The following is an 18,073-nucleotide window of genomic DNA, read 5'->3' as shown; positions in this document are numbered from 1 at the left end:
CCGGACATGCCGGACGTGGACCTGTTCCTGCGGCCCAGCGGGGAGCAGCGCACCTCCAACTTCCTGCTGTGGCAGAGCGCGTACGCCGAGATGGTGTTCCAGGACGTCCTGTGGCCGGATTTCGACCGCCGTGATCTGTGGCGGGCCTGCGTCGAATTCGCCTCCCGCGACCGGCGGTTCGGCGGTGCCGTGCCGAATGAGGATCTTTTGGCGATGGAGCGGGACATCGCGGGGAATCCGGCCATCTCGTAGCCACCCGGGATTCATGGGGATCGTCGACGATCCGGCCATGAAACGCGTCACCCCCGTCCTCGCCCTGTGCGCCCTGCTGGCCGCGGCCGTTCCCTCCCAGGCCGCGGACCAGCCCGCACACCGCGACAGCTACGGCACGAAGGCCGTCTACGCCCCCGGGCAGAGCGCGCGCACCTACCAGCGCGTGCCCGCCGGCTTCACCCCCGTCTTCACGGAGAACGTCTCCCGCCACGGCTCCCGCTCCGCCACCGACAGCGAGGACGGCGACCTGATCCTCGCCCTGTGGGACAAGGCGCAGACCGCCGGTCAACTCACCGGCAAGGGCGCGGAGTTCGGCCCGAAGGTCGAGGCGCTGCTGGCCGAGATGGCGAAGATCGGGTACGGCAACCTGAGCGCCCGCGGCAAGGAGGAGATCCAGGACACGGCCGTCCGCATGGCCGGCCGCCTGCCCTCCCTCTTCAAGGCGATCGCCGCCAAGGGCGAGAAGATCGACGTGGTCAGCTCCGGGCAGGGCCGCGCGATCGACAGCGGCAACCTGTTCGCCGCGGCCCTCGGTGACACCGACCCGGACCTGAAGCCCCTGATCGGCGCGACCCGCACCGACAAGGACCTGCTCTACTTCCACAAGGCGGACGGCGGCGCGGCCTACCGCGACTACATCGCCAACGACCAGCGCCTCGCGGCGACTTTGACGTCGATCACCGACCAGCCGAAGACGCACAGGGCCGCCCGCAGCGTCCTGCTCCGCCTCTTCAAGCCGGCGTTCGTCGACGGCCTCAGCAGCGCCGACCAGGTCGCCGCCGCGCAGGCCGTCTACAACCTGTACGCGATCGCCCCCGCGATGAGCGAGGAGAGCCCGGGCGGCAAGGGCTGGGGGATGCAGCGGTACATCTCCACGTCCGACGCGGCCTGGTTCGGCTACCTCTCCGACGTCGAGGACTTCTACGAGAAGGGCCCCGGCTTCTCGGACAGCGACATCACGTACAAGATGGCCGACGTCCTGCTCGACGACTTCTTCACGCAGATCGAGGCGAAGAAGTCCGGCACCAGCACCCTCGGCGCCGAACTCCGCTTCACCCACGCCGAGGAGATCATCCCGCTGGCCGCCCTGATGGGCCTCCCGGGCAGCACGAAGGCCGCGAAGCCGGGCCAGCCGTACACCTACGCCAACAACCCTTGGCGGGGGGCCTCCGTGGCTCCCCTCGGCTCCAACATCCAGTGGGACGTCTTCAAGAAGGGCGGCCAGTACCTGGTCCGCATGCTCTACAACGAGAAGGAGACGGCGTTCAAGCCGAGCTGCCACCCGATCAAGAAGGGCAGCAAGTTCTACGACTTCGCAGAACTGGAACGCTGCTTCGGGCGGTCGTAGGTTTGGTGGTCGCGGGGGTCGGTCGCGGGGTTAGCGCTCCGCGGCCGCGCAGTCCGCGCACGTACCGAAGATCTCCACGGTGTGCGCCACATTGACGTACCCGTGCTCCGCCGCGATCGCCTCCGCCCACGTCTCCACCGCGGGCCCCTCGACCTCCACCGCCTTGCCGCAGACGCGGCAGACCAGGTGGTGGTGGTGATCGCCGGTGGAGCAGCGGCGGTACACGGACTCGCCGTCGGACGTGCGCAGGACGTCGACCTCGCCGGCGTCCGCGAGGTTCTGGAGCGTGCGGTAGACCGTGGTCAGACCGACCGAGTCGCCCTTGTGCTTGAGCATGTCGTGCAGTTCCTGCGCGCTGCGGAACTCGTCCACCTCGTTGAGCGCCGCCGACACGGCGGCACGTTGCCGGGTGGAGCGGCCCTTCACGGGCGGTCCTACGGTGGTCACCGGTTGCCTCCTCCACGTCTGAGCGCCTGTCGGGCCATTGTGCCAGCCCGCGCTGTGCCCGGTCAGACGCCGACCCCGTCCCCGGCCCCCCGGGTGGCCGGAATCGCGCACTCCGCCGGATCCCCGGCGGGCCGCGCCGCCGCTGCCGCCCGGGCCCGTCGCCGGGCCACCGGGGCGGCCACCGCGGTCAGCACCAGGAACGCCCCGATGGTCAGCAGCACGATCGTCGCGCCGGGCGGCACGTCCTGGTAGTACGAGGTGACCGTGCCGCCGATGGTGACGGTCACGCCGATCGCCACCGCGATCGCGAAGGTCGCCACGAAACTACGGCTGAGCTGTTGCGCCGCCGCGACCGGCACCACCATGAGCGCGCTCACCAGCAGCAGCCCGACCACGCGCATCGCGACCGTCACCGTCACCGCCGCCGTGATCGCCGTCAGCAGGTTCAGGACGCGCACCGGCAGCCCGGTGACCCGCGCGAACTCCTCGTCCTGGCTGACCGCGAACAGCTGCCGGTGCAGCCCCACGGTGACCAGCACCACAAATCCCGCGAGCAGGCAGATCGCCGTGACGTCCGACTCCGAGACGGTCGACAGGGACCCGAAGAGGTACGAGGTCAGGTTGGCGTTGGAGCCGCCGGGCGCGAGGTTGATGAACATCACGCCGCCGGCCATACCGCCGTAGAAGAGCATCGCGAGGGCGATGTCGCCGCGGGTGCGGCCGTACCAGCGGATCAGTTCCATCAGGATCGCGCCGAGCACCGAGATGAGCGTCGCCATCCACACCGGCGAGGTGTTGAGCAGGAAGCCGAGGCCGACGCCGGTCATCGCCACATGGCCGATGCCGTCGCCCAGCAGGGCCTGGCGGCGCTGGACGAGGTAGATGCCGATCGCGGGGGCGGTGATGCCGACCAGGACGGCGGCGAGCAGCGCCCGCTGCATGAAGGCGTAGTCGAGGAAGTCCATCAGCTCAGCAGTCCCGTGTGTACCGACGCGTGCGGGTGTACGTGGTCGTGGCCCGGCAGGGCGTGCTGGCCGAGCGCCTTCGGTGGCGGTCCGTCGTGCAGCACACAGCCGTCGCGCAGGACGACCGCCCGGTCGATCAGGGGCTCCAGGGGGCCCAGTTCGTGCAGGACGAGCAGGACGGTGGCGCCGGCGGCGACCTGTTCGCGCAGGGTGCGGGCCAGCACCTCCTGGCTCGCCAGGTCGACGCCCGCCATCGGCTCGTCCATGATCAGCAGTTCGGGTTCGGGGGCGAGCGCGCGGGCGATCAGCACGCGCTGGTGCTGGCCGCCGGAGAGCTCGTTGACCGAGTCCTTCGCGCGGTCCGCCATGCCGACCAGATCGAGCGCCCGGCGCACCGCCGCGTGATCCGCCTTGCGCAGCACCCCGAAGCGGGCCCGGGACAGCCGCCCGGACGCGACGATCTCGGTGACGGTGGCCGGCACCCCGCCCGCAGCCGTGGTGCGCTGCGGTACGTAGCCCACGCGCCCCCAGTCGCGGAAGCGCGCCCGCGCGGTGCCGAACAGCTCGATCTCCCCGGCGCTGACCGGGACTTGACCGATCACCGTGCGGATCGCCGTCGACTTGCCGGAGCCGTTCGCGCCGAGCAGCGCGACGACCTCACCGCGGTGCACGGTGAGGTCGATGCCGCGCAGGACGGGGCGCGAACCCAGCTCGGCGCGGACACCGCGCAGCGATATGACGGGCTCGGCCATCTCGTCCTCCGTGCTGATCATGGGGTTGATCATTTACTTCCCAGGGCCGTCTGCAGCGCCTTGAGGTTGGCTTCCTGGACCGAGAAGTAGTCCTTGCCGCGGGACTTGGAGGTGATGCCCTCGATCGGGTCGAGGACGTCGGTCTTCAGGTTCGCGTCGGCGGCGATGGTCTTCGCGGTCTTGTCGCTGACGAGCGTCTCGTAGAACACGGTGGTGACGCCGTCGGCCTTGGCCATCTTCTCAAGGTCCTTCACGCGGGCCGCGCTGGGCTCCGACTCGGGGTCGAGGCCGTTGATGGCCTCCTCGGTCAGGCCGTAGCGCTCGGCGAGATAGCCGAAGGCGGCGTGCGTGGTGATGAACACCTTGGTCTTCGTGTTCGCGAGCCCGTCCTTGAACTGGACGTTGAGCGCGTCCAGCTTCTTCACCAGGGCCGCGGTGTTGGTTTTGTAGTCGGCCGCGTGGTCCGGGTCGGCCTTCTCGAAGGCCTTGCTGACGCCCTCGGCGATCTGCGCGTAGCGCACCGGGTCCAGCCAGACGTGCGGGTCGAGCCCGGCCAGTTCCTCGTCCTCGTGATCGTCGTGCTCGGCCGCGTGGCCGCCGACCTCGTTGCCGTGCTTCTCCAGCGTGGTCAGGGAGGCGGCGTCGATCTTGGTCTTGATCTCGGACTGGGAGACCGCGTCGTCGACGGAGGGCTGGAGGTTCTTGAGGTAGAGCACCGCGTCGGACTCCTGGAGCTGCGCGGTCTGCTTGGCGCTGATCTCCAGGTCGTGCGGCTCCTGGCCGGGCTGGGTCAGGCTGGTGACGTTCACGTGGTCCCCGCCTATCCGCTCGGCGAGGTAGGCCATCGGGTAGAACGACGCGACGACGTCGAACTTGTCCGTGTTGGCGGCGGCCGCGCTCTCGCCCGAGCAGGCCGAGAGGGTGCCGAGTCCGAGTGCGGTGACGGCGGCGACCGCGATCCCGGATATGTGGTGTCGTCGTACGTTCATGACAGTCATTTTCAACAAATATGGAAACCGTTGTCAACAAGCCGTGGTGAGAGGCCGGTGAGAGTGAGCCGGCGGGGTCCTGACTCCCGGACCGATTTGGTTAGGGGGGAGGCCCCGCCGGTACGCTGAAGCATTCGCTCTGAAGCGTCTCGCTTCCTCGTCCGTCGTCGTAATGAAGAGAGCACCGTGGCCGCCGACAAGATCGACACCATCGTCAGCCTGAGCAAGCGCCGTGGCTTCGTATTCCCCTGCAGTGAGATCTACGGCGGTCAGAAGGCCGCCTGGGACTACGGGCCGCTGGGTGTCGAGCTCAAGGAGAACCTGAAGCGTCAGTGGTGGCGCTACATGGTGACGTCGCGCGAGGACGTGGTCGGTATCGACTCGTCCGTCATCCTGGCCCCCGAGGTCTGGGTCGCCTCCGGTCACGTCGCCACCTTCTCGGACCCGCTGACCGAGTGCACCGCGTGCCACAAGCGGTTCCGCGCGGACCACCTCGAAGAGGCATACGAGGCCAAGCACGGCCGCCCGCCGGAGAACCACCTCGCGGACATCAACTGCCCCAACTGCGGCAACAAGGGCCAGTTCACCGAGCCCAAGCAGTTCTCCGGCCTGCTCTCCACCCACCTGGGCCCCACCCAGGACACCGGCTCGATCGCGTACCTGCGTCCCGAGACCGCCCAGGGCATCTTCACCAACTTCGCCCAGGTGCAGACCACTTCGCGCCGCAAGCCGCCGTTCGGCATCGCGCAGATGGGCAAGTCCTTCCGCAACGAGATCACGCCCGGCAACTTCATCTTCCGCACCCGCGAGTTCGAGCAGATGGAGATGGAGTTCTTCGTCAAGCCGGGCGAGGACGAGAAGTGGCAGGAGTACTGGATGGAGCAGCGCTGGAACTGGTACACCGGCCTGGGCCTGCGCGAGGAGAACATGCGGTGGTACGACCACCCCAAGGAGAAGCTCTCCCACTACTCCAAGCGCACCGCTGACATCGAGTACCGCTTCCAGTTCGGCGGCAACGAGTGGGGCGAGCTGGAAGGCGTCGCCAACCGCACCGACTTCGACCTCAGCGCCCACTCGAAGGCCTCCGGCCAGGACCTCTCCTACTTCGACCAGGAGGCCGGGGAGCGCTGGACGCCGTACGTCATCGAGCCGGCGGCCGGTGTCGGCCGCGCGATGCTCGCCTTCCTCCTCGACGCGTACGTCGAGGACGAGGCGCCCAACGCCAAGGGCAAGCTGGAGAAGCGCACGGTGCTGCGTCTGGACCACCGCCTGGCCCCGGTGAAGGTGGCCGTCCTGCCGCTCTCCCGGAACCCGGAGCTGTCCCCGAAGGCCAAGGGCCTGGCCACCGCGCTCCGGCAGAACTGGAACATCGAGTTCGACGACGCGGGCGCGATCGGCCGCCGCTACCGGCGCCAGGACGAGATCGGCACGCCGTACTGCGTGACGGTCGACTTCGACACGCTGGACGACAACGCGGTGACGGTGCGCGAGCGCGACTCCATGAAGCAGGAACGCATCTCGCTGGACCAGATCGAGGGCTACCTGGCCGGGCGTCTCGTCGGCGCGTAGGTCTGTCGGGGTGCTGTCCCTGGGGGCTGCGCCCCCAGACCCCCATCGGCCCTGAAGGGGCCTCGTCCTCAAACGCCGGACGGGCTGGAAAAGCCCGTCCGGCGTTGGCGATTGGTCCCCGATACAGGCGGCCCATTGGTCCTGCTACGAGGGCCGGTGCGCCGCCAGGCTGGCCCCATGAGCCTCGCCTTCCTTCTCACCACCCTCGTCGTGGTCGCCACCCCCGGTACCGGCGTCGTCTACACCCTCGCCGCCGGGCTCTCCCGTGGGCGTCGCGCGAGCGTCCTCGCTGCGTTCGCCTGCACGCTCGGGATCGTGCCGCATGTGCTGGCCACCGTCGTCGGGCTGGCGGCGCTGTTGAATGCCAGTGCCGCTGCCTTCCAGGTGCTCAAGTACGCCGGTGTGGCCTACCTGTTGTACATGGCGTGGGCGACCGTGAGGGACAAGTCGGCGATCGACGTCGAGCAGGGCGGCGCGCCCCTGTCCGCAGGGCGCGTGATCGTCCGGGGTGTGCTGATCAACATCCTCAACCCGAAGCTGACGATCTTCTTCTTCGCGTTCCTGCCCCAGTTCGTGAGCCCCGACCAACCCCACTCCGTCGTACGGATGTTGGCGCTCAGCGGGGTCTTCATGCTGGCGACCTTCGTCGTCTTCGCCGCGTACGGCGTTCTCGCCGCATCCGTCCGCAGCCACGTCATCTCCCGGCCGAGGGTGATGGCGTGGCTGCGGCGGAGCTTCGCGGGGTCGTTCGTGGCGCTGGGGGCGAAGCTCGCCCTCACGGCCAGGTGAGTCTCAACGTCCTTGCAGGGACTTCACGTTGTTGCCGAACGTCCAGTTCTTCGAGCCGTCCCAGTTGATCGACCAGGTCATCAGGCCCTTGAGCGAGGTGCCGTAGTGGCGCCAGGCCTGGGAGACCAGGGACGTGGACATGTAGCCGCCGCCCGCGCCGGACTGGGCCGGCAGACCCGGGACCTGCTTGTCGTACGGGACCTTGATCGTCGTACCCTGCACGACCAGGCCCTTGTTGAGGCAGTCGGTCTGGGCGGTGAAGCCCGCGACGGTGCCGGCCGAGTAGGAGTCGCCGGAGCAGCCGTACATGCTGCCGTTGTAGTACTGCATGTTGAGCCACCACAGGCGGCCGTTGTCCGCGTACTTCTTGACGATCGGCAGGTACGCGCCCCAGATCGAGCCGTACGTGATGCTGCCGCCGGTGACGTACGCGGTCTCCGGGGCCATCGTCAGGCCGAAGTTGGCCGGCATCTGGGCCAGGATGCCGTCGATGATGCGGATCAAGTTGGCCTGGGACGTGGAGAGTTGGCTGATGTTGCCGCTGCCGACCAGGCCCGTCTCGATGTCTATGTCGATGCCGTCGAAGTTGTACTTCTTCAGGATCGGCACGATCGTCGAGACGAACTTGTTGGCCACGGTGGTCGAGCTGAGGTCGATGCCCGCCGCGGCGCCGCCGATCGACATCAGGATCGTCTGGCCGGAGGCCTTCGCCGCGCACATCTCCGCGGGCGTCGCCACCTTCACGCCCGCGTCCATGCCGTCCTCCCACAGGGCCGTTCCGTCGGAGCGGATGACCGGGAAGGCCGCGTTGATCACGTTGTAACCGTGGCTCGCTATCGCGGAGTTGGTGATCGGGGTCCAGCCGAAGGGTGGGTGGACGCCGTTGGCGGAGCCGTCCCAGTTCTCCCAGTAGCCCTGGAGGACCTTGCCGGCCGGGCGGGACTTCACGGCGCAGGTGTCGGCCGCCGAGGCGGCGGGGGCGGTGGCGATCGAGAGGGGGACGAGGAGAGCGGCCGTGGTGAGGCCGGCGGCGAGCAGGCGCAGCGTGCGGCGGAGCATGCGGATCCTCCCGGTGGGGGTGCGGTGAGGTGTCGTAGGCATGACAGTGCAGGGCACGAGAGTGCTTGGCACGACAGTGCTCGTGGTCCAGACCTCCCGTCAATAGGTATGGACCAATTCGCGAGGTGTGCTGACAGATGTTGGAATGACAGATATTGAAATCTGTCAGCTGTCATGCCATGGTGGAACACATGACGACGATCCAGACCCGAACCCTCGGCACCACCGGTCCCCGCGTCTCCGCTCTCGGCCTCGGCTGCATGGGCATGTCCGCGCTGTACGGCGAAGCGGACCGCGGCGAGTCCATCGCCACCATCCACGCGGCCCTCGAAGCGGGCGTGACGCTCCTCGACACCGGCGACTTCTACGCCATGGGCCACAACGAGATGCTGATCGGCGAAGCCCTGCGCACCGCCCCCGCGGCCCTGCGCGAACAGGCGCTCACCAGCGTGAAGTTCGGCGGCCTGCGCGACCCGGACGGCGGCTGGAACGGCTACGACGGCCGGCCCGCCGCGGTCAAGAACTTCGCCGCCTACTCGCTCCAGCGCCTCGGCGTCGACCACATCGACGTCTACCGCATCGCCCGGGTCGACCCGGGCGTGCCGATCGAGGAGACGGTCGGCGCGATCGCGGAGCTGGTCGAGAAGGGGCACGTCCGCCACATCGGCCTCAGCGAGGCGAGCCCGGACGCCATCCGACGGGCCGCCGCCACCGCGCCCATCTCCGACCTCCAGATCGAGTACGCGATCATCACCCGCGACATCGAGCGCGAGATCCTGCCCACCACCCGCGAACTGGGCATCGGCATCACCGCGTACGGCGTGCTCTCCCGCGGGCTGATCTCCGGCCACTTCACCCAGGACCGGCAGCTCGGGGCACAGGACTTCCGTTCCTTCTCGCCCCGCTTCCAGGGCGACAACCTCCGGCACAACCTCGAACTCGTCGAGGCGCTGCGCAAGATCGCCGAGCAGAAGGGCGTGACGGTCGCGCAGATCGCCATCGCATGGGTCCTCTCGCGCGGCGAGGACATCGTGCCGCTGGTCGGCGCCCGCACCCGCGAGCGGCTCACCGAGTCCCTGGGCGCGCTGGACGTCACGCTGGAGGCGGCGGACCTGGCGGCGATCGAGGAGGCGGTGCCGGCGGACGCGGCGGCGGGCACCCGCTACCCGGCCGTGCAGATGGCACACCTGGGCACCGAGCAGTGACCTCGCCCATGGGTACCGAACAGGTGATTCTGCCTGCGGGTACCGTCTAGGCCATGGCACCGACCACCCAGGCACTGACCGCCGAGCGCATCCTCGAAGCGACCGAGGAGGTGCTGCGCCGCCACGGCCCGGCCAAGGCCACCGTGGTGGACGTGGCCCGCGCGCTCGGCGTCAGCCACGGCAGCGTCTACCGGCACTTCCGTACGAAGGCCGCGCTGCGGGAGGCGGTGACCAAGCGGTGGCTGGACCGGACGGCCGAGGCGCTGTCCGGGATCGTCGAGGAGACCGACTCGGATCCGGAGACCCGGCTGCGCGCCTGGCTCGCGGGACTCTTCGCGGCCAAGCGGCGCAAGGCGAGCGCCGATCCCGAGCTGTTCGCCACCTACAGCGTGCTGGTGACCGAGTACGGCGGAGTCGTCAGCGACCATCTCGCCGAGCTGACCGAGCAGTTGACCCGGATCATCCAGGCGGGCGTGGACACCGGCGCGTTCACCGCCGCCGATCCCCTCACCTCCGCCACCGCCGTCTTCCAGGCCACCGGCCGCTTCCACGACCCCGGTTACGCCAAGGAGTGGGAACTGCCGGGCGCGCAGCGGGAGTTCGAGGCGGTCGTGGACCTGTTGGTGCGGGGGCTGCGGGGCTGAGAATCGGTCCATGGAAATCGCGTCCACAGAATTCGGGTCCATGGAGCGGTCCCGCCGTGTCGCCGTCGTCGGAGTGGGCGTCCTCGGAGCCTGCGTGGGCTGGAACCTGTCCCGGCGGGGTGCCGACGTGGTCCTCATCGACGCGGGCCGACCCGGCGAAGGCGTCACCGACTGGTCCTTCTCCTGGGTCAACGCCAGCAACAAGACCGTGCGCAGGTCCTATTACGACCTGAACGTCGCCGGCATGGCCGCGCACCGCGACCTGGCCGCGACCATCGGGCCGGACTCGTGGTGGTACCCCGACGGCCACCTGCGCTGGGCCGACGACCCGGCGGCGGAGGCACGGTTCCTGAAAACGGCGGAGCTGCTGGCCAGTTGGGGCTACCGGGTCGAACTCTCCACGGGGACCGAGGTGCGCCGCAACCTCGAACCGGCACTCGCGCTCCCCGACGAGGTGCCCGTCGTGCTCTACCCGGACGAGGCCTGGGTGCACGGCCGTCACCTCGTCGGCCGCCTGGTGGACCAAACCCTCGCAACCGGCGCCGAGTTGAGGTCCGGCACGGAGGTCCATGACATCGGGACCGGCGCCGACGGGAGCGTCCGGAGCGTGACGCTGTCCGACGGGAGCACCCTCGCCGTCGATGCCGTCGTGAACGCGGCCGGCCCCAACGCCTCCCACATCGCGGGACTTGTCACCCGCCACCTGCCGATGCGCCGGGAACCCGGTGTCGTCACCCGGATCGACTGCGCCCCGGTCCCCATCCACCGGGCCATGCACGCGCCCCACATCGAGATCCGCCCCGACGGCGACGGATCGATGGTCCTCCACAGCCGCGAGATCGACGCGCTCATCGACACCGGCGAGGAGGATCCCGCGGAACTCGGCCGGCTGCTCCACGCATCGGTACGGCAGGTCGTCCCCCAACTCGCCGACTCCCGCGTCGCCGCGACCCGGGTGGCCTTCCGGCCCATCCCGGCCGACGGATTCCCCTCGGTGGGAGCGGTGCCGTCCCTGCCGGGCTACTACGAAGCCGTCTCCCACAGCGGCATCACCCTCGGACCGGTGCTCGGCCGGCTGCTCGCCGCGGAGATCCTGGGCGGGGAGCGGGACGAACTACTGGCGGACTTCCGACCGGAGAGGTTCGCCGACTAGGGCCTGTCCGGCGGATCAGGCTGGCTGCGGGGTGCGGTGCATCTTGGGGGACCCGTGCGTGCCAGACCCCGCGACGCCGGACTGATCCGCCGGCCAGGCCCTACCCCTCCGCCGCGCACCCCCAGAACTCCCGCATCAGGGCGGGCGGGACCGGGCTGGTCATCGACACCTGGGTGAGCAGGACCGTCACCGTGCCCGTCGGCGGGATCACGTGGGCCGCCGTGCCGGTGCCGCCCACCCAGCCGTAGCGGCCGGGGACGTTCCAGGGGTCGACCGGGGTGACGTCGACCTGGCCGCCGTAGCCCCAGCCCTGGCCCTCCAGGAAGAGGGTCGAGGCGTCGCGCTGGGCCGCGGTGAGGTGGTTGGTGGTCATGCGGCTCACGGAGGTGGGGGAGAGGACCGGGGTGCCGTCCGGTGCCGCGCCGTCGTTGGCGAGCATCCGGTTGAAAGCGAGGAGGTCGTCGGCCGTCGAGACCAGGCCGCCGGCGCCCGAGGGGAAGGCCGGGGGCCGGCTGAAGCCGCCGTCCGGGGTGTCCCACTTCTTCAGGGAGCCGTTCTCGCCCGGGGTGTAGGCGGTGGCGAAGCGGTCCTGCTTCGACTCCGGGACCGTGAACGCCGTGTCCGTCATGCCCAGCGGCCCGAAGAACCGCTCCGCCAGGAAGTCGGGGAAGGACGAGCCCGAGGCGCGGGCGACCAGGACGCCCTGGATGTCCGAGCAGGTGTTGTAGAGCCACGCGGCGCCCGGCTGGCGCAGCATCGGGATCCGGGACAGCGCGGCGAGCCACTCGTCGGGGCCGGGCTGGAGATAAGGGGCGCGGCCGTCCTGCTGGAACGCGAGGAGCGTCTGGACGGCCGGCAGCGAGAAGTCGTCCGGGAAGCCCCAGCCGGCCCGGAAGCTCAACAGGTCCTCGACCGTGACCGGACGCTCCGAGGGGACCACGTCCTCGACCGGCGAGGCGGGCGTGCGGACCACCGTCGGCTTCGCCAGTTCCGGCAGCCACTCCTCCACCGGGGCGTCCAGCGCGAGGCGCCCGTCCTGCACCAGCGCCAGCACAGCCGCCGCCGTGATCGGCTTGCTGACCGACGCGATCCGGAAGATCGAGTCGCGGGCCATCGGGGCGGTGCCTTCGACGTCGACGGAGCCGACGGCCACCACCTCGACGTCGTCGCCGCGGGCCACCAGGCCCACCGCCCCCGGCACGGTGCCGTCGTCGACGCGTCGCCGCAGGGTGTCGTGGAGAGAGCTCATCGGTCGGCCTTCCGGTCCGGGGAGTCGTATCGCATACGTCGGTTACGACTCTCCTCGCCCCGCGAACTCATCGCTCTCCCGGGCAGTGGCCCACCCCGCTCAGTCGTCGGACGGGTCCACCGTCGCCTGGTGCTCCTCCGCCAGGTGTTCCTCCGCCTTCAGCCAGGGCAGGAACTGCGCGCTCTTCTTCCAGCCGCAGGTGTCGCACTTGATCGTGCGTTGCGCGCCTTTGCGCTGCACACGGACGATGTGTTCCCGCCCGTGCTGGTCCCAGCGGCTCACTTTGCTCGTGTTGATCTGCAACATGCGCCTCGCCTCCGCTCAGGAGTCTCCGGCAAGGAGTGTGCAGCAATATCAACATCAACAGTGCTCAATTCACGCCGAGTTGTCCAAGCTGTGAACATGACAGCCGTGGTGACACCCGGCGGAACGTCCGAGTCGTCCCGCTGTCAGCCGATCGTGCGCGGCAGCCGCAGGCTCAGCAGCCCGGTCAGCACCACGCCCGCCAGCTGCACCAACAGCGTTGTCACCAGGGCGTCTCGCATGCCCATGCCCGGAATCAGCGACAGGAAGAGCGTGCCGAGCGTGGCCACGCCGAGCGCCAGCGCGGACTGCTGGGTGGTGACCATCACGCCGGCCCCCACACCGGCCCGGGCCGTCGGCACCTCGGACAGGATGATCCGGAAGATGATGGGCAGTTGGAGCGCCTGACCCGCGCCCGCGACCGCCGCCCCGGGGAGCAGCTCGACGAACCCGAGGTGCGGCCACGAGCGCCACGCGGCCAGCACGATGAGGCCGAGGCCGACCCCCTGGATCACCGAACCCGCCGTCACCACCCGCGTGCCGTACCGGGTCACCAGCCGCGGCCCCGCGAGGGAGGCGAAGAAGAAGGTCACCGCCAGCGGCACCAGCGCCAGCCCCGCGGCGACCGGACCGAGTCCCGCGCCGCGCTGCAACGCCACCGCGATCACGAACATGAACCCGCTGAAGCCGATCGCGAACGGCAGGATCATCACCAGACCGCGCCGCAGCGAGGTCAGCGCCAGCAGACTCGGCGGCACCAGCGGCGTACGCCCCTGCCGGTCCGCCCTGCGCTCCACCGCGTAGAACGCCGACACGATCCCCGGGAACGCGGCCAGCGACAGCCATGTCCACAGCGGCCAGCCCGCCGCCCGGCCCTCGGTCAGCGGCACCAGCAGCGCCAGCAGCGAGGCGGCCAGCAGGAAGGTGCCGGGCACGTCCACCGGCTCCGGGTGCTGGGAACGCGTCTCCGGTACGACCTTCACGGCCAGGACCAGACCGAGGATGACGACCGGCACGTTCACCAGGAACACCGCGCGCCAGCCGGTGCCCGCGATGTCGGCGGCGACCAGGACCCCGCCGAGGATCTGGCCGGCCACCATGGCGAGGCCGGCGGTCGCGCCGTACAGGCCCATCGCCTTGGCGCGGCGCGGGCCGTGGGTCGCGGCCTGGATGGTGGCGAGGACCTGCGGGAGCATCGCCGCGGACGCCGCGCCCTGCGCGATCCGGGCGGCGACCAGCGTCCAGGCGGTCGGCGCGAGCCCGCAGGCCAGCGAGGTCACGCCGAACGCGGCCATCCCGCCGAGGAAGAGCCGACGGCGCCCGAACAGGTCGCCGAGCCGGCCGCCGAGGACCAGGAGGACGGCGTACGAGACTCCGTAGCCGGCGACGACGAGTTCGAGGACGGCCTCGCTCGCCGAGAGGTCCTTGCCGATGGTGGGCAGGGCGACGTTGACGATGAAGAAGTCGATGAGCGGCAGTGCTGCGGCCAGCAGCACCGTGAACAGGCCGAGGCCGCCCAGCGCGGGTGGCGCCGCCAGGGATCGGTCGGTGCGGGAAGTGATGGTTTCGGTCACGCCGACGAGCCTGCGCCTCCCGCCAGACTGGTACCAGAGTGTCCTTATCCTGGTAGAAGGAGTACCTGGCAACAGGGTCCGTACCACGGCAGGCTGGAGGCATGACCACCATGGCCCAGGAGACAGCCGCCACGCAGACCGCGTCAACGGTCCGCCGCCATGAGCTGGCAGCCTTCCTGCGTCATCGCCGTGAGCACATCGCCCCGGAGCAGGTCGGCCTGCCGCGCGGCACCCGGCGTCGTACACCAGGGCTGCGCCGCGAGGAGGTCGCGCAGCTCGCCGCGGTCGGGGTCACCTGGTACACGTGGCTGGAACAGGCCCGGGACATCCAGGTCTCCGTGCAGGTCCTCGACGCGCTGGCCCGCACCCTGCTGCTCGACCCGAGTGAGCGTGCCCACCTCTTCCGGCTGGCCGACGCGGCCGACCCGCGGCCGGCGACAGAATGCCCGGTCGTCACGCCCGCCCTGCGGGAGATGCTGGACCAGCTGGACCCGATCCCGGCCTGTCTGCAGAACGCCAGGTACGACATCCTTGCCTACAACCGCACCTACGGGATGCTCCTGTGCGACCTGGACGCGGTACCGCCCGAGGACCGCAACTGCATGATCCTCTCCTACACGCACGAGGAGTGGCGCTCGTCGATCGTGCACCTGGAGAAGACTCAACGGCTCATGGCCGCCCGCTTCCGGGGTTCCATGGCGGGCCACCTCGCCGACCCCACCTGGAAGACCCTGCTCAAGCGACTGCGCACGTCCCCCGAGTTCCGCGACGTCTGGGACCGCCACGAGGTGATGGGCGCCAGCCCCCGCCGCAAGGAGTTCCGCAACACCCGCATCGGCCGCGTCACCGTCGACCACACCGACCTCTGGCTGGGCCCGTCAACGGGCCCGAGGATGGTGACGTACGCCCCGGCGGACGAGGAGTCGAGGCGACGGCTGGAGCGGCTGCACGAGATCGCGGTGGAGAAGGCGGAGAAGACGGGTCAGGCGCTGCGCTGACTACGCGCTGACCTTCGCCGCTTCGTGCAGTTCGACCGACTTCAGCTGGTCCGCCGTCCGCTCCGCCGTCCCGCGCGCCCAACGCCCACTGGTCAGCACCCCGAGCCCCAGCACCGTGAGTCCGCAGCCGACGAGGATCCACCAGCCCGGCACCGAGGCCGACACGAAGCTGCTCTTGTACGACGACGCGTTGATGCCCGATGCCAGCACCGCGCCGATCACCGCGACGCCCAGCGTCTGCCCGAGCTGACGGCTGGTGGAGGCGACCGCGGCGGCCACGCCCGCCTGGGCCCTCGGCATTCCCGACACCGCCGTGTTGGTGATCGGCGCGTTCACGAAACCGAAGCCGATGCCGAAGACGGCGTAGCCGATGAAGAGCGTGACGTTCGAGGTCTCCGCGTCGAACGCGGCGAACATCACCGCGCTCACCGTCATCGCCGTCCCCGCGATCAGCAGGGAGAGCCGCGGCCCCCGGCTGCCGACCAGCCGCCCGGAGAACGGCGCGCACAGGAACATCGGCACCGCCATCGGCAGCATCCACAGACCGGCGTGCAGGGCGCTCAGGCCGCGCACGTTCTGCAGGTACAGCGTCGACAGGAACAGGAAGCCGCCCAACGACGCGAACGCGCCGATCGCGATCACGGTGGCGCCGCTGAACGGGGCCGAGCGGAAGAAGCGCAGGTCGATGAGGGGTTCGTCGCGGCGGGGCTCGTACCAGAGGAGTCCGAGCAGCGCGGCCAGCGCGATCACCGCGAAGGGGAGGACGGTCGCCGCGCCGGAGGTCGGCGCCTCGATGATCGCGTACGTCAGCGAGCCGAACAGGGCGATGACAAGGAACTGGCCGACCGGGTCCGGGCGGCGGGCCTTGGGGGCGCGGGACTCGGGGACGTAGCGCAGGGTCAGCAGCAGGGCCGCGAGGCCGACCGGGAGGTTGGTCCAGAAGATCGAGCGCCAGCCGATGGAGTCCACCAGTACGCCGCCGATCAGCGGGCCCGCCGCCATCGATATGCCGACCACCGCACCCCACACGCCGATCGCCTTCGCGCGCTCCCGCGGGTCCGTGAACGTGTTGGTGATGATCGACATCGCCACCGGGTTGAGCATCGAGCCGCCGATGGCCTGGATCATGCGGAACGCGATCAGCGCGTCGAGGTTCGGGGCGAGGGAGCACAGCAGCGAGCCGAGGCTGAAGACCACCAGGCCCACCATGAACACGCGCTTGCGGCCGATCCGGTCCGCCGTCGACCCGGCCAGCATCAGCAGCGAGGCCAGGACCAGGGTGTACGCGTCGATCGTCCACTGGAGGCCGGCCGTACTCGCGTGCAACTCGTCCTGCATCGACGGGAGGGCGACGTTCAGGATGGTGACGTCGAGGCTCACGATCAGCAGGCTCATGCAGCAGATCGCGAGCACCAGCATGCGGCGGCGGTGGCTGAGCTCGGGCATGCGTTCCATCGTACGCTCGTGTCGATAGTGTGTCTAACTAATGACCGATACAAGATCTTCGGCCCGGGCGGTCTTCGGTGTGCGGGACAATGGGGGAATGTCCACGACCGCCGCGCCCCTGATGATCGGGCCGCACATTGTCCAGCCGCCCGTCGTCCTGGCTCCCATGGCCGGGATCACCAACGCGCCCTTTCGCACGCTGTGCAGGGAGTTCAGCGGAGGCAAAGGGCTGTTCGTCAGCGAGATGATCACCACTCGGGCGCTGGTCGAGCGCAACGAGAAGACGATGCAGTTGATCCGTTTCGACGCGACGGAGACGCCTCGCTCGATTCAGCTGTACGGGGTCGATCCGGCGACGGTGGGCAAGGCGGTGCGGATGATCGCGGAGGAAGGGCTCGCCGATCACATCGACCTCAACTTCGGGTGTCCGGTGCCGAAGGTGACGCGGAAGGGTGGTGGGTCCGCGCTTCCTTACAAGCGGAACCTGCTGCGGTCGATTCTGCGCGAGGCGGTGTCCGGGGCCGGGGACTTGCCGGTGACGATGAAGATGCGCAAGGGGATCGACGACGATCACATCACGTACCTCGACGCGGGGCGGATCGCGGTGGAGGAGGGTGTCACGGCGATCGCGTTGCACGGGCGTACGGCTGCTCAGCACTACGGCGGTACGGCCGACTGGGAGGCGATCGCGCGGTTGAAGGAGCATGTGCCGGAGATTCCCGTGCTGGGGAACGGGGACATCTGGTCGGCCGAGGATGCGCTGCGGATGGTGCGTGAGACCGGTGTCGACGGGGTCGTCGTCGGGCGTGGGTGTCTGGGGCGGCCTTGGCTGTTCGCGGATCTGGTGGCGGGGTTCGAGGGGCGGCGGGATGACGTCGCGCGGCCGTCGTTGCGTGTTGTCGCCGATGTGATGGTGCGTCATGCGACCTTGCTCGGTGAGTGGATCGGGGACGAGGCGCGGGGCGTCATCGACTTCCGGAAGCATGTCGCTTGGTACCTGAAGGGGTTCTCGGTCGGCAGCGAGATGCGGAAGCGGTTGGCTGTTACGTCGTCCCTGGCCGAACTGCGGGCCGGGCTGGACGAGTTGGAGCTGGATCAGGCTTGGCCGAGTGGGGCGGACGGGCCGCGTGGGCGTACGTCTGGGAACAACCGGGTTGTGCTGCCTGATGGTTGGCTGAAGGATCCGTACGATTGTGCCGGGTTGAGCGAGGACGCGGAGCTGGACACGTCCGGGGGCTAGCGGGTTTTCCTCGCCCCCGCCGCCCCTACCCGTCCCATCCTTCTGGGGCTCCGCCCCAGACCCCGCTCCT

18 protein-coding genes are annotated in these 18,073 nt (G+C 69.7%); 9 read left to right on the top strand and 9 right to left on the bottom strand.

Translation table 11 applies throughout. From position 1 onward, the window contains the following. Both ACWDR3_RS41630 and ACWDR3_RS41625 read left to right on the top strand, forming a co-directional pair. Window positions 1-252: undecaprenyl diphosphate synthase family protein (locus ACWDR3_RS41630; protein ID WP_450357806.1), on the top strand; the 252-nt coding region annotated here is incomplete at its 5' end. A gap of 37 nt (window positions 253-289) precedes the next feature. After that, window positions 290-1,621, top strand: coding sequence for a histidine-type phosphatase (locus tag ACWDR3_RS41625; protein WP_450357805.1), 1,332 nt, complete (start codon window positions 290-292; stop codon window positions 1,619-1,621). Window positions 1,622-1,651: 30 nt separating this feature from the next. Here the strand turns inward: ACWDR3_RS41625 and ACWDR3_RS41620 are convergent, their stop codons facing one another. The 4 genes from ACWDR3_RS41620 to ACWDR3_RS41605 form a co-directional block, all read right to left on the bottom strand. Continuing rightward, window positions 1,652-2,068 (bottom strand): Fur family transcriptional regulator, encoded by a 417-nt coding sequence (locus ACWDR3_RS41620; protein WP_450357804.1) that lies wholly within the window; start codon window positions 2,066-2,068, stop codon window positions 1,652-1,654. 62 nt (window positions 2,069-2,130) lie between these two features. Then, the gene (locus ACWDR3_RS41615) at window positions 2,131-3,033 is read right to left on the bottom strand and encodes a metal ABC transporter permease (protein WP_450357803.1); all 903 of its coding nucleotides are present in this window, start codon (window positions 3,031-3,033) and stop codon (window positions 2,131-2,133) included. Beyond that, the gene (locus tag ACWDR3_RS41610; protein WP_450357802.1) at window positions 3,033-3,806 is read right to left on the bottom strand and encodes a metal ABC transporter ATP-binding protein; all 774 of its coding nucleotides are present in this window, start codon (window positions 3,804-3,806) and stop codon (window positions 3,033-3,035) included. Before ACWDR3_RS41610 ends, ACWDR3_RS41615 begins: the two co-directional genes overlap by 1 nt. 8 nt (window positions 3,807-3,814) lie before the next feature. Continuing rightward, a complete protein-coding gene (locus ACWDR3_RS41605; protein WP_450357801.1) occupies window positions 3,815-4,774 on the bottom strand; it encodes a metal ABC transporter substrate-binding protein in 960 nt (319 codons plus the stop codon). 186 nt (window positions 4,775-4,960) lie between these two features. Here ACWDR3_RS41605 and ACWDR3_RS41600 point away from each other — a divergent pair, with 186 nt between their 5' ends. Together ACWDR3_RS41600 and ACWDR3_RS41595 are read left to right on the top strand one after the other, a co-directional pair. Next, on the top strand, window positions 4,961-6,343 hold the full coding sequence (locus ACWDR3_RS41600) for a glycine--tRNA ligase (RefSeq protein WP_450357800.1): 1,383 nt from the start codon (window positions 4,961-4,963) through the stop codon (window positions 6,341-6,343). 177 nt (window positions 6,344-6,520) lie between these two features. Continuing rightward, window positions 6,521-7,132, top strand: coding sequence for a LysE family translocator (locus tag ACWDR3_RS41595; RefSeq protein ID WP_450357799.1), 612 nt, complete (start codon window positions 6,521-6,523; stop codon window positions 7,130-7,132). Window positions 7,133-7,135: 3 nt separating this feature from the next. Here ACWDR3_RS41595 and ACWDR3_RS41590 read toward each other — a convergent pair whose 3' ends face one another. Beyond that, window positions 7,136-8,191, bottom strand: a complete 1,056-nt coding sequence (locus tag ACWDR3_RS41590; RefSeq protein WP_450357798.1) for a chitinase — start codon at window positions 8,189-8,191, stop codon at window positions 7,136-7,138. 191 nt (window positions 8,192-8,382) lie between these two features. Between ACWDR3_RS41590 and ACWDR3_RS41585 the strand changes: the two genes are divergently transcribed. The 3 genes from ACWDR3_RS41585 to ACWDR3_RS41575 are packed head-to-tail and all read left to right on the top strand — an operon-like array spanning window position 8,383 to window position 11,193. Next, window positions 8,383-9,396: an aldo/keto reductase gene (locus ACWDR3_RS41585; protein WP_450357797.1), complete on the top strand. Its 1,014-nt coding sequence runs from the start codon at window positions 8,383-8,385 to the stop codon at window positions 9,394-9,396. A 53-nt stretch (window positions 9,397-9,449) separates the two neighbouring features. After that, entirely contained in the window at window positions 9,450-10,040 is a 591-nt protein-coding gene (locus ACWDR3_RS41580; protein WP_450357796.1) for a TetR family transcriptional regulator, read from the top strand. A gap of 10 nt (window positions 10,041-10,050) precedes the next feature. Further along, window positions 10,051-11,193, top strand: coding sequence for an NAD(P)/FAD-dependent oxidoreductase (locus ACWDR3_RS41575; protein ID WP_450357795.1), 1,143 nt, complete (start codon window positions 10,051-10,053; stop codon window positions 11,191-11,193). Window positions 11,194-11,293: 100 nt separating this feature from the next. On the opposite strand, the gene ACWDR3_RS41570 is transcribed toward ACWDR3_RS41575, so the two are convergent. The 3 genes from ACWDR3_RS41570 to ACWDR3_RS41560 form a co-directional block, all read right to left on the bottom strand. Beyond that, window positions 11,294-12,442 carry a serine hydrolase domain-containing protein gene (locus tag ACWDR3_RS41570; protein WP_450357794.1) on the bottom strand — a complete coding sequence of 383 codons (1,149 nt, stop codon included), beginning with the start codon at window positions 12,440-12,442 and terminating at the stop codon, window positions 11,294-11,296. A gap of 99 nt (window positions 12,443-12,541) precedes the next feature. Next, window positions 12,542-12,748, bottom strand: a complete 207-nt coding sequence (locus ACWDR3_RS41565; protein ID WP_450357793.1) for a hypothetical protein — start codon at window positions 12,746-12,748, stop codon at window positions 12,542-12,544. A gap of 143 nt (window positions 12,749-12,891) precedes the next feature. Next, on the bottom strand, window positions 12,892-14,319 hold the full coding sequence (locus tag ACWDR3_RS41560; RefSeq protein ID WP_450357792.1) for an MFS transporter: 1,428 nt from the start codon (window positions 14,317-14,319) through the stop codon (window positions 12,892-12,894). A 101-nt stretch (window positions 14,320-14,420) separates the two neighbouring features. Between ACWDR3_RS41560 and ACWDR3_RS41555 the strand changes: the two genes are divergently transcribed. Further along, window positions 14,421-15,317: a helix-turn-helix transcriptional regulator gene (locus tag ACWDR3_RS41555; RefSeq protein WP_450357791.1), complete on the top strand. Its 897-nt coding sequence runs from the start codon at window positions 14,421-14,423 to the stop codon at window positions 15,315-15,317. Here ACWDR3_RS41555 and ACWDR3_RS41550 read toward each other — a convergent pair whose 3' ends face one another. Then, entirely contained in the window at window positions 15,318-16,763 is a 1,446-nt protein-coding gene (locus ACWDR3_RS41550) for an MFS transporter (RefSeq protein WP_450357790.1), read from the bottom strand. Window positions 16,764-16,860: 97 nt separating this feature from the next. Here ACWDR3_RS41550 and dusB point away from each other — a divergent pair, with 97 nt between their 5' ends. Further along, complete coding sequence (dusB, locus tag ACWDR3_RS41545) at window positions 16,861-18,003, top strand: tRNA dihydrouridine synthase DusB (RefSeq protein ID WP_450357789.1); 1,143 nt, start codon at window positions 16,861-16,863, stop codon at window positions 18,001-18,003. The last annotated feature ends 70 nt before the right edge of the window (window positions 18,004-18,073 follow it).

The organism is Streptomyces sp. NPDC001002, assembly GCF_053599215.1.
The sequence above is the reverse complement of the archived record's forward strand: the minus strand, read 5'-3'. Positions and strand labels throughout refer to the sequence as shown.

Coding starts and splice junctions, on each gene's coding strand:
- ACWDR3_RS41625 (WP_450357805.1), top strand. CDS start 290: ATGAAACGCGTCACCCCCGTCCTCGCCCTGTGCGCCCTGCTGGCCGCG.
- ACWDR3_RS41615 (WP_450357803.1), bottom strand. CDS start 3,033: ATGGACTTCCTCGACTACGCCTTCATGCAGCGGGCGCTGCTCGCCGCC.
- ACWDR3_RS41610 (WP_450357802.1), bottom strand. CDS start 3,806: ATGATCAGCACGGAGGACGAGATGGCCGAGCCCGTCATATCGCTGCGC.
- ACWDR3_RS41605 (WP_450357801.1), bottom strand. CDS start 4,774: ATGAACGTACGACGACACCACATATCCGGGATCGCGGTCGCCGCCGTC.
- ACWDR3_RS41595 (WP_450357799.1), top strand. CDS start 6,521: ATGAGCCTCGCCTTCCTTCTCACCACCCTCGTCGTGGTCGCCACCCCC.
- ACWDR3_RS41590 (WP_450357798.1), bottom strand. CDS start 8,191: ATGCTCCGCCGCACGCTGCGCCTGCTCGCCGCCGGCCTCACCACGGCC.
- ACWDR3_RS41585 (WP_450357797.1), top strand. CDS start 8,383: ATGACGACGATCCAGACCCGAACCCTCGGCACCACCGGTCCCCGCGTC.
- ACWDR3_RS41580 (WP_450357796.1), top strand. CDS start 9,450: ATGGCACCGACCACCCAGGCACTGACCGCCGAGCGCATCCTCGAAGCG.
- ACWDR3_RS41575 (WP_450357795.1), top strand. CDS start 10,051: ATGGAAATCGCGTCCACAGAATTCGGGTCCATGGAGCGGTCCCGCCGT.
- ACWDR3_RS41570 (WP_450357794.1), bottom strand. CDS start 12,442: ATGAGCTCTCTCCACGACACCCTGCGGCGACGCGTCGACGACGGCACC.
- ACWDR3_RS41565 (WP_450357793.1), bottom strand. CDS start 12,748: ATGTTGCAGATCAACACGAGCAAAGTGAGCCGCTGGGACCAGCACGGG.
- ACWDR3_RS41555 (WP_450357791.1), top strand. CDS start 14,421: ATGACCACCATGGCCCAGGAGACAGCCGCCACGCAGACCGCGTCAACG.
- ACWDR3_RS41550 (WP_450357790.1), bottom strand. CDS start 16,763: ATGCCCGAGCTCAGCCACCGCCGCCGCATGCTGGTGCTCGCGATCTGC.
- dusB (WP_450357789.1), top strand. CDS start 16,861: ATGTCCACGACCGCCGCGCCCCTGATGATCGGGCCGCACATTGTCCAG.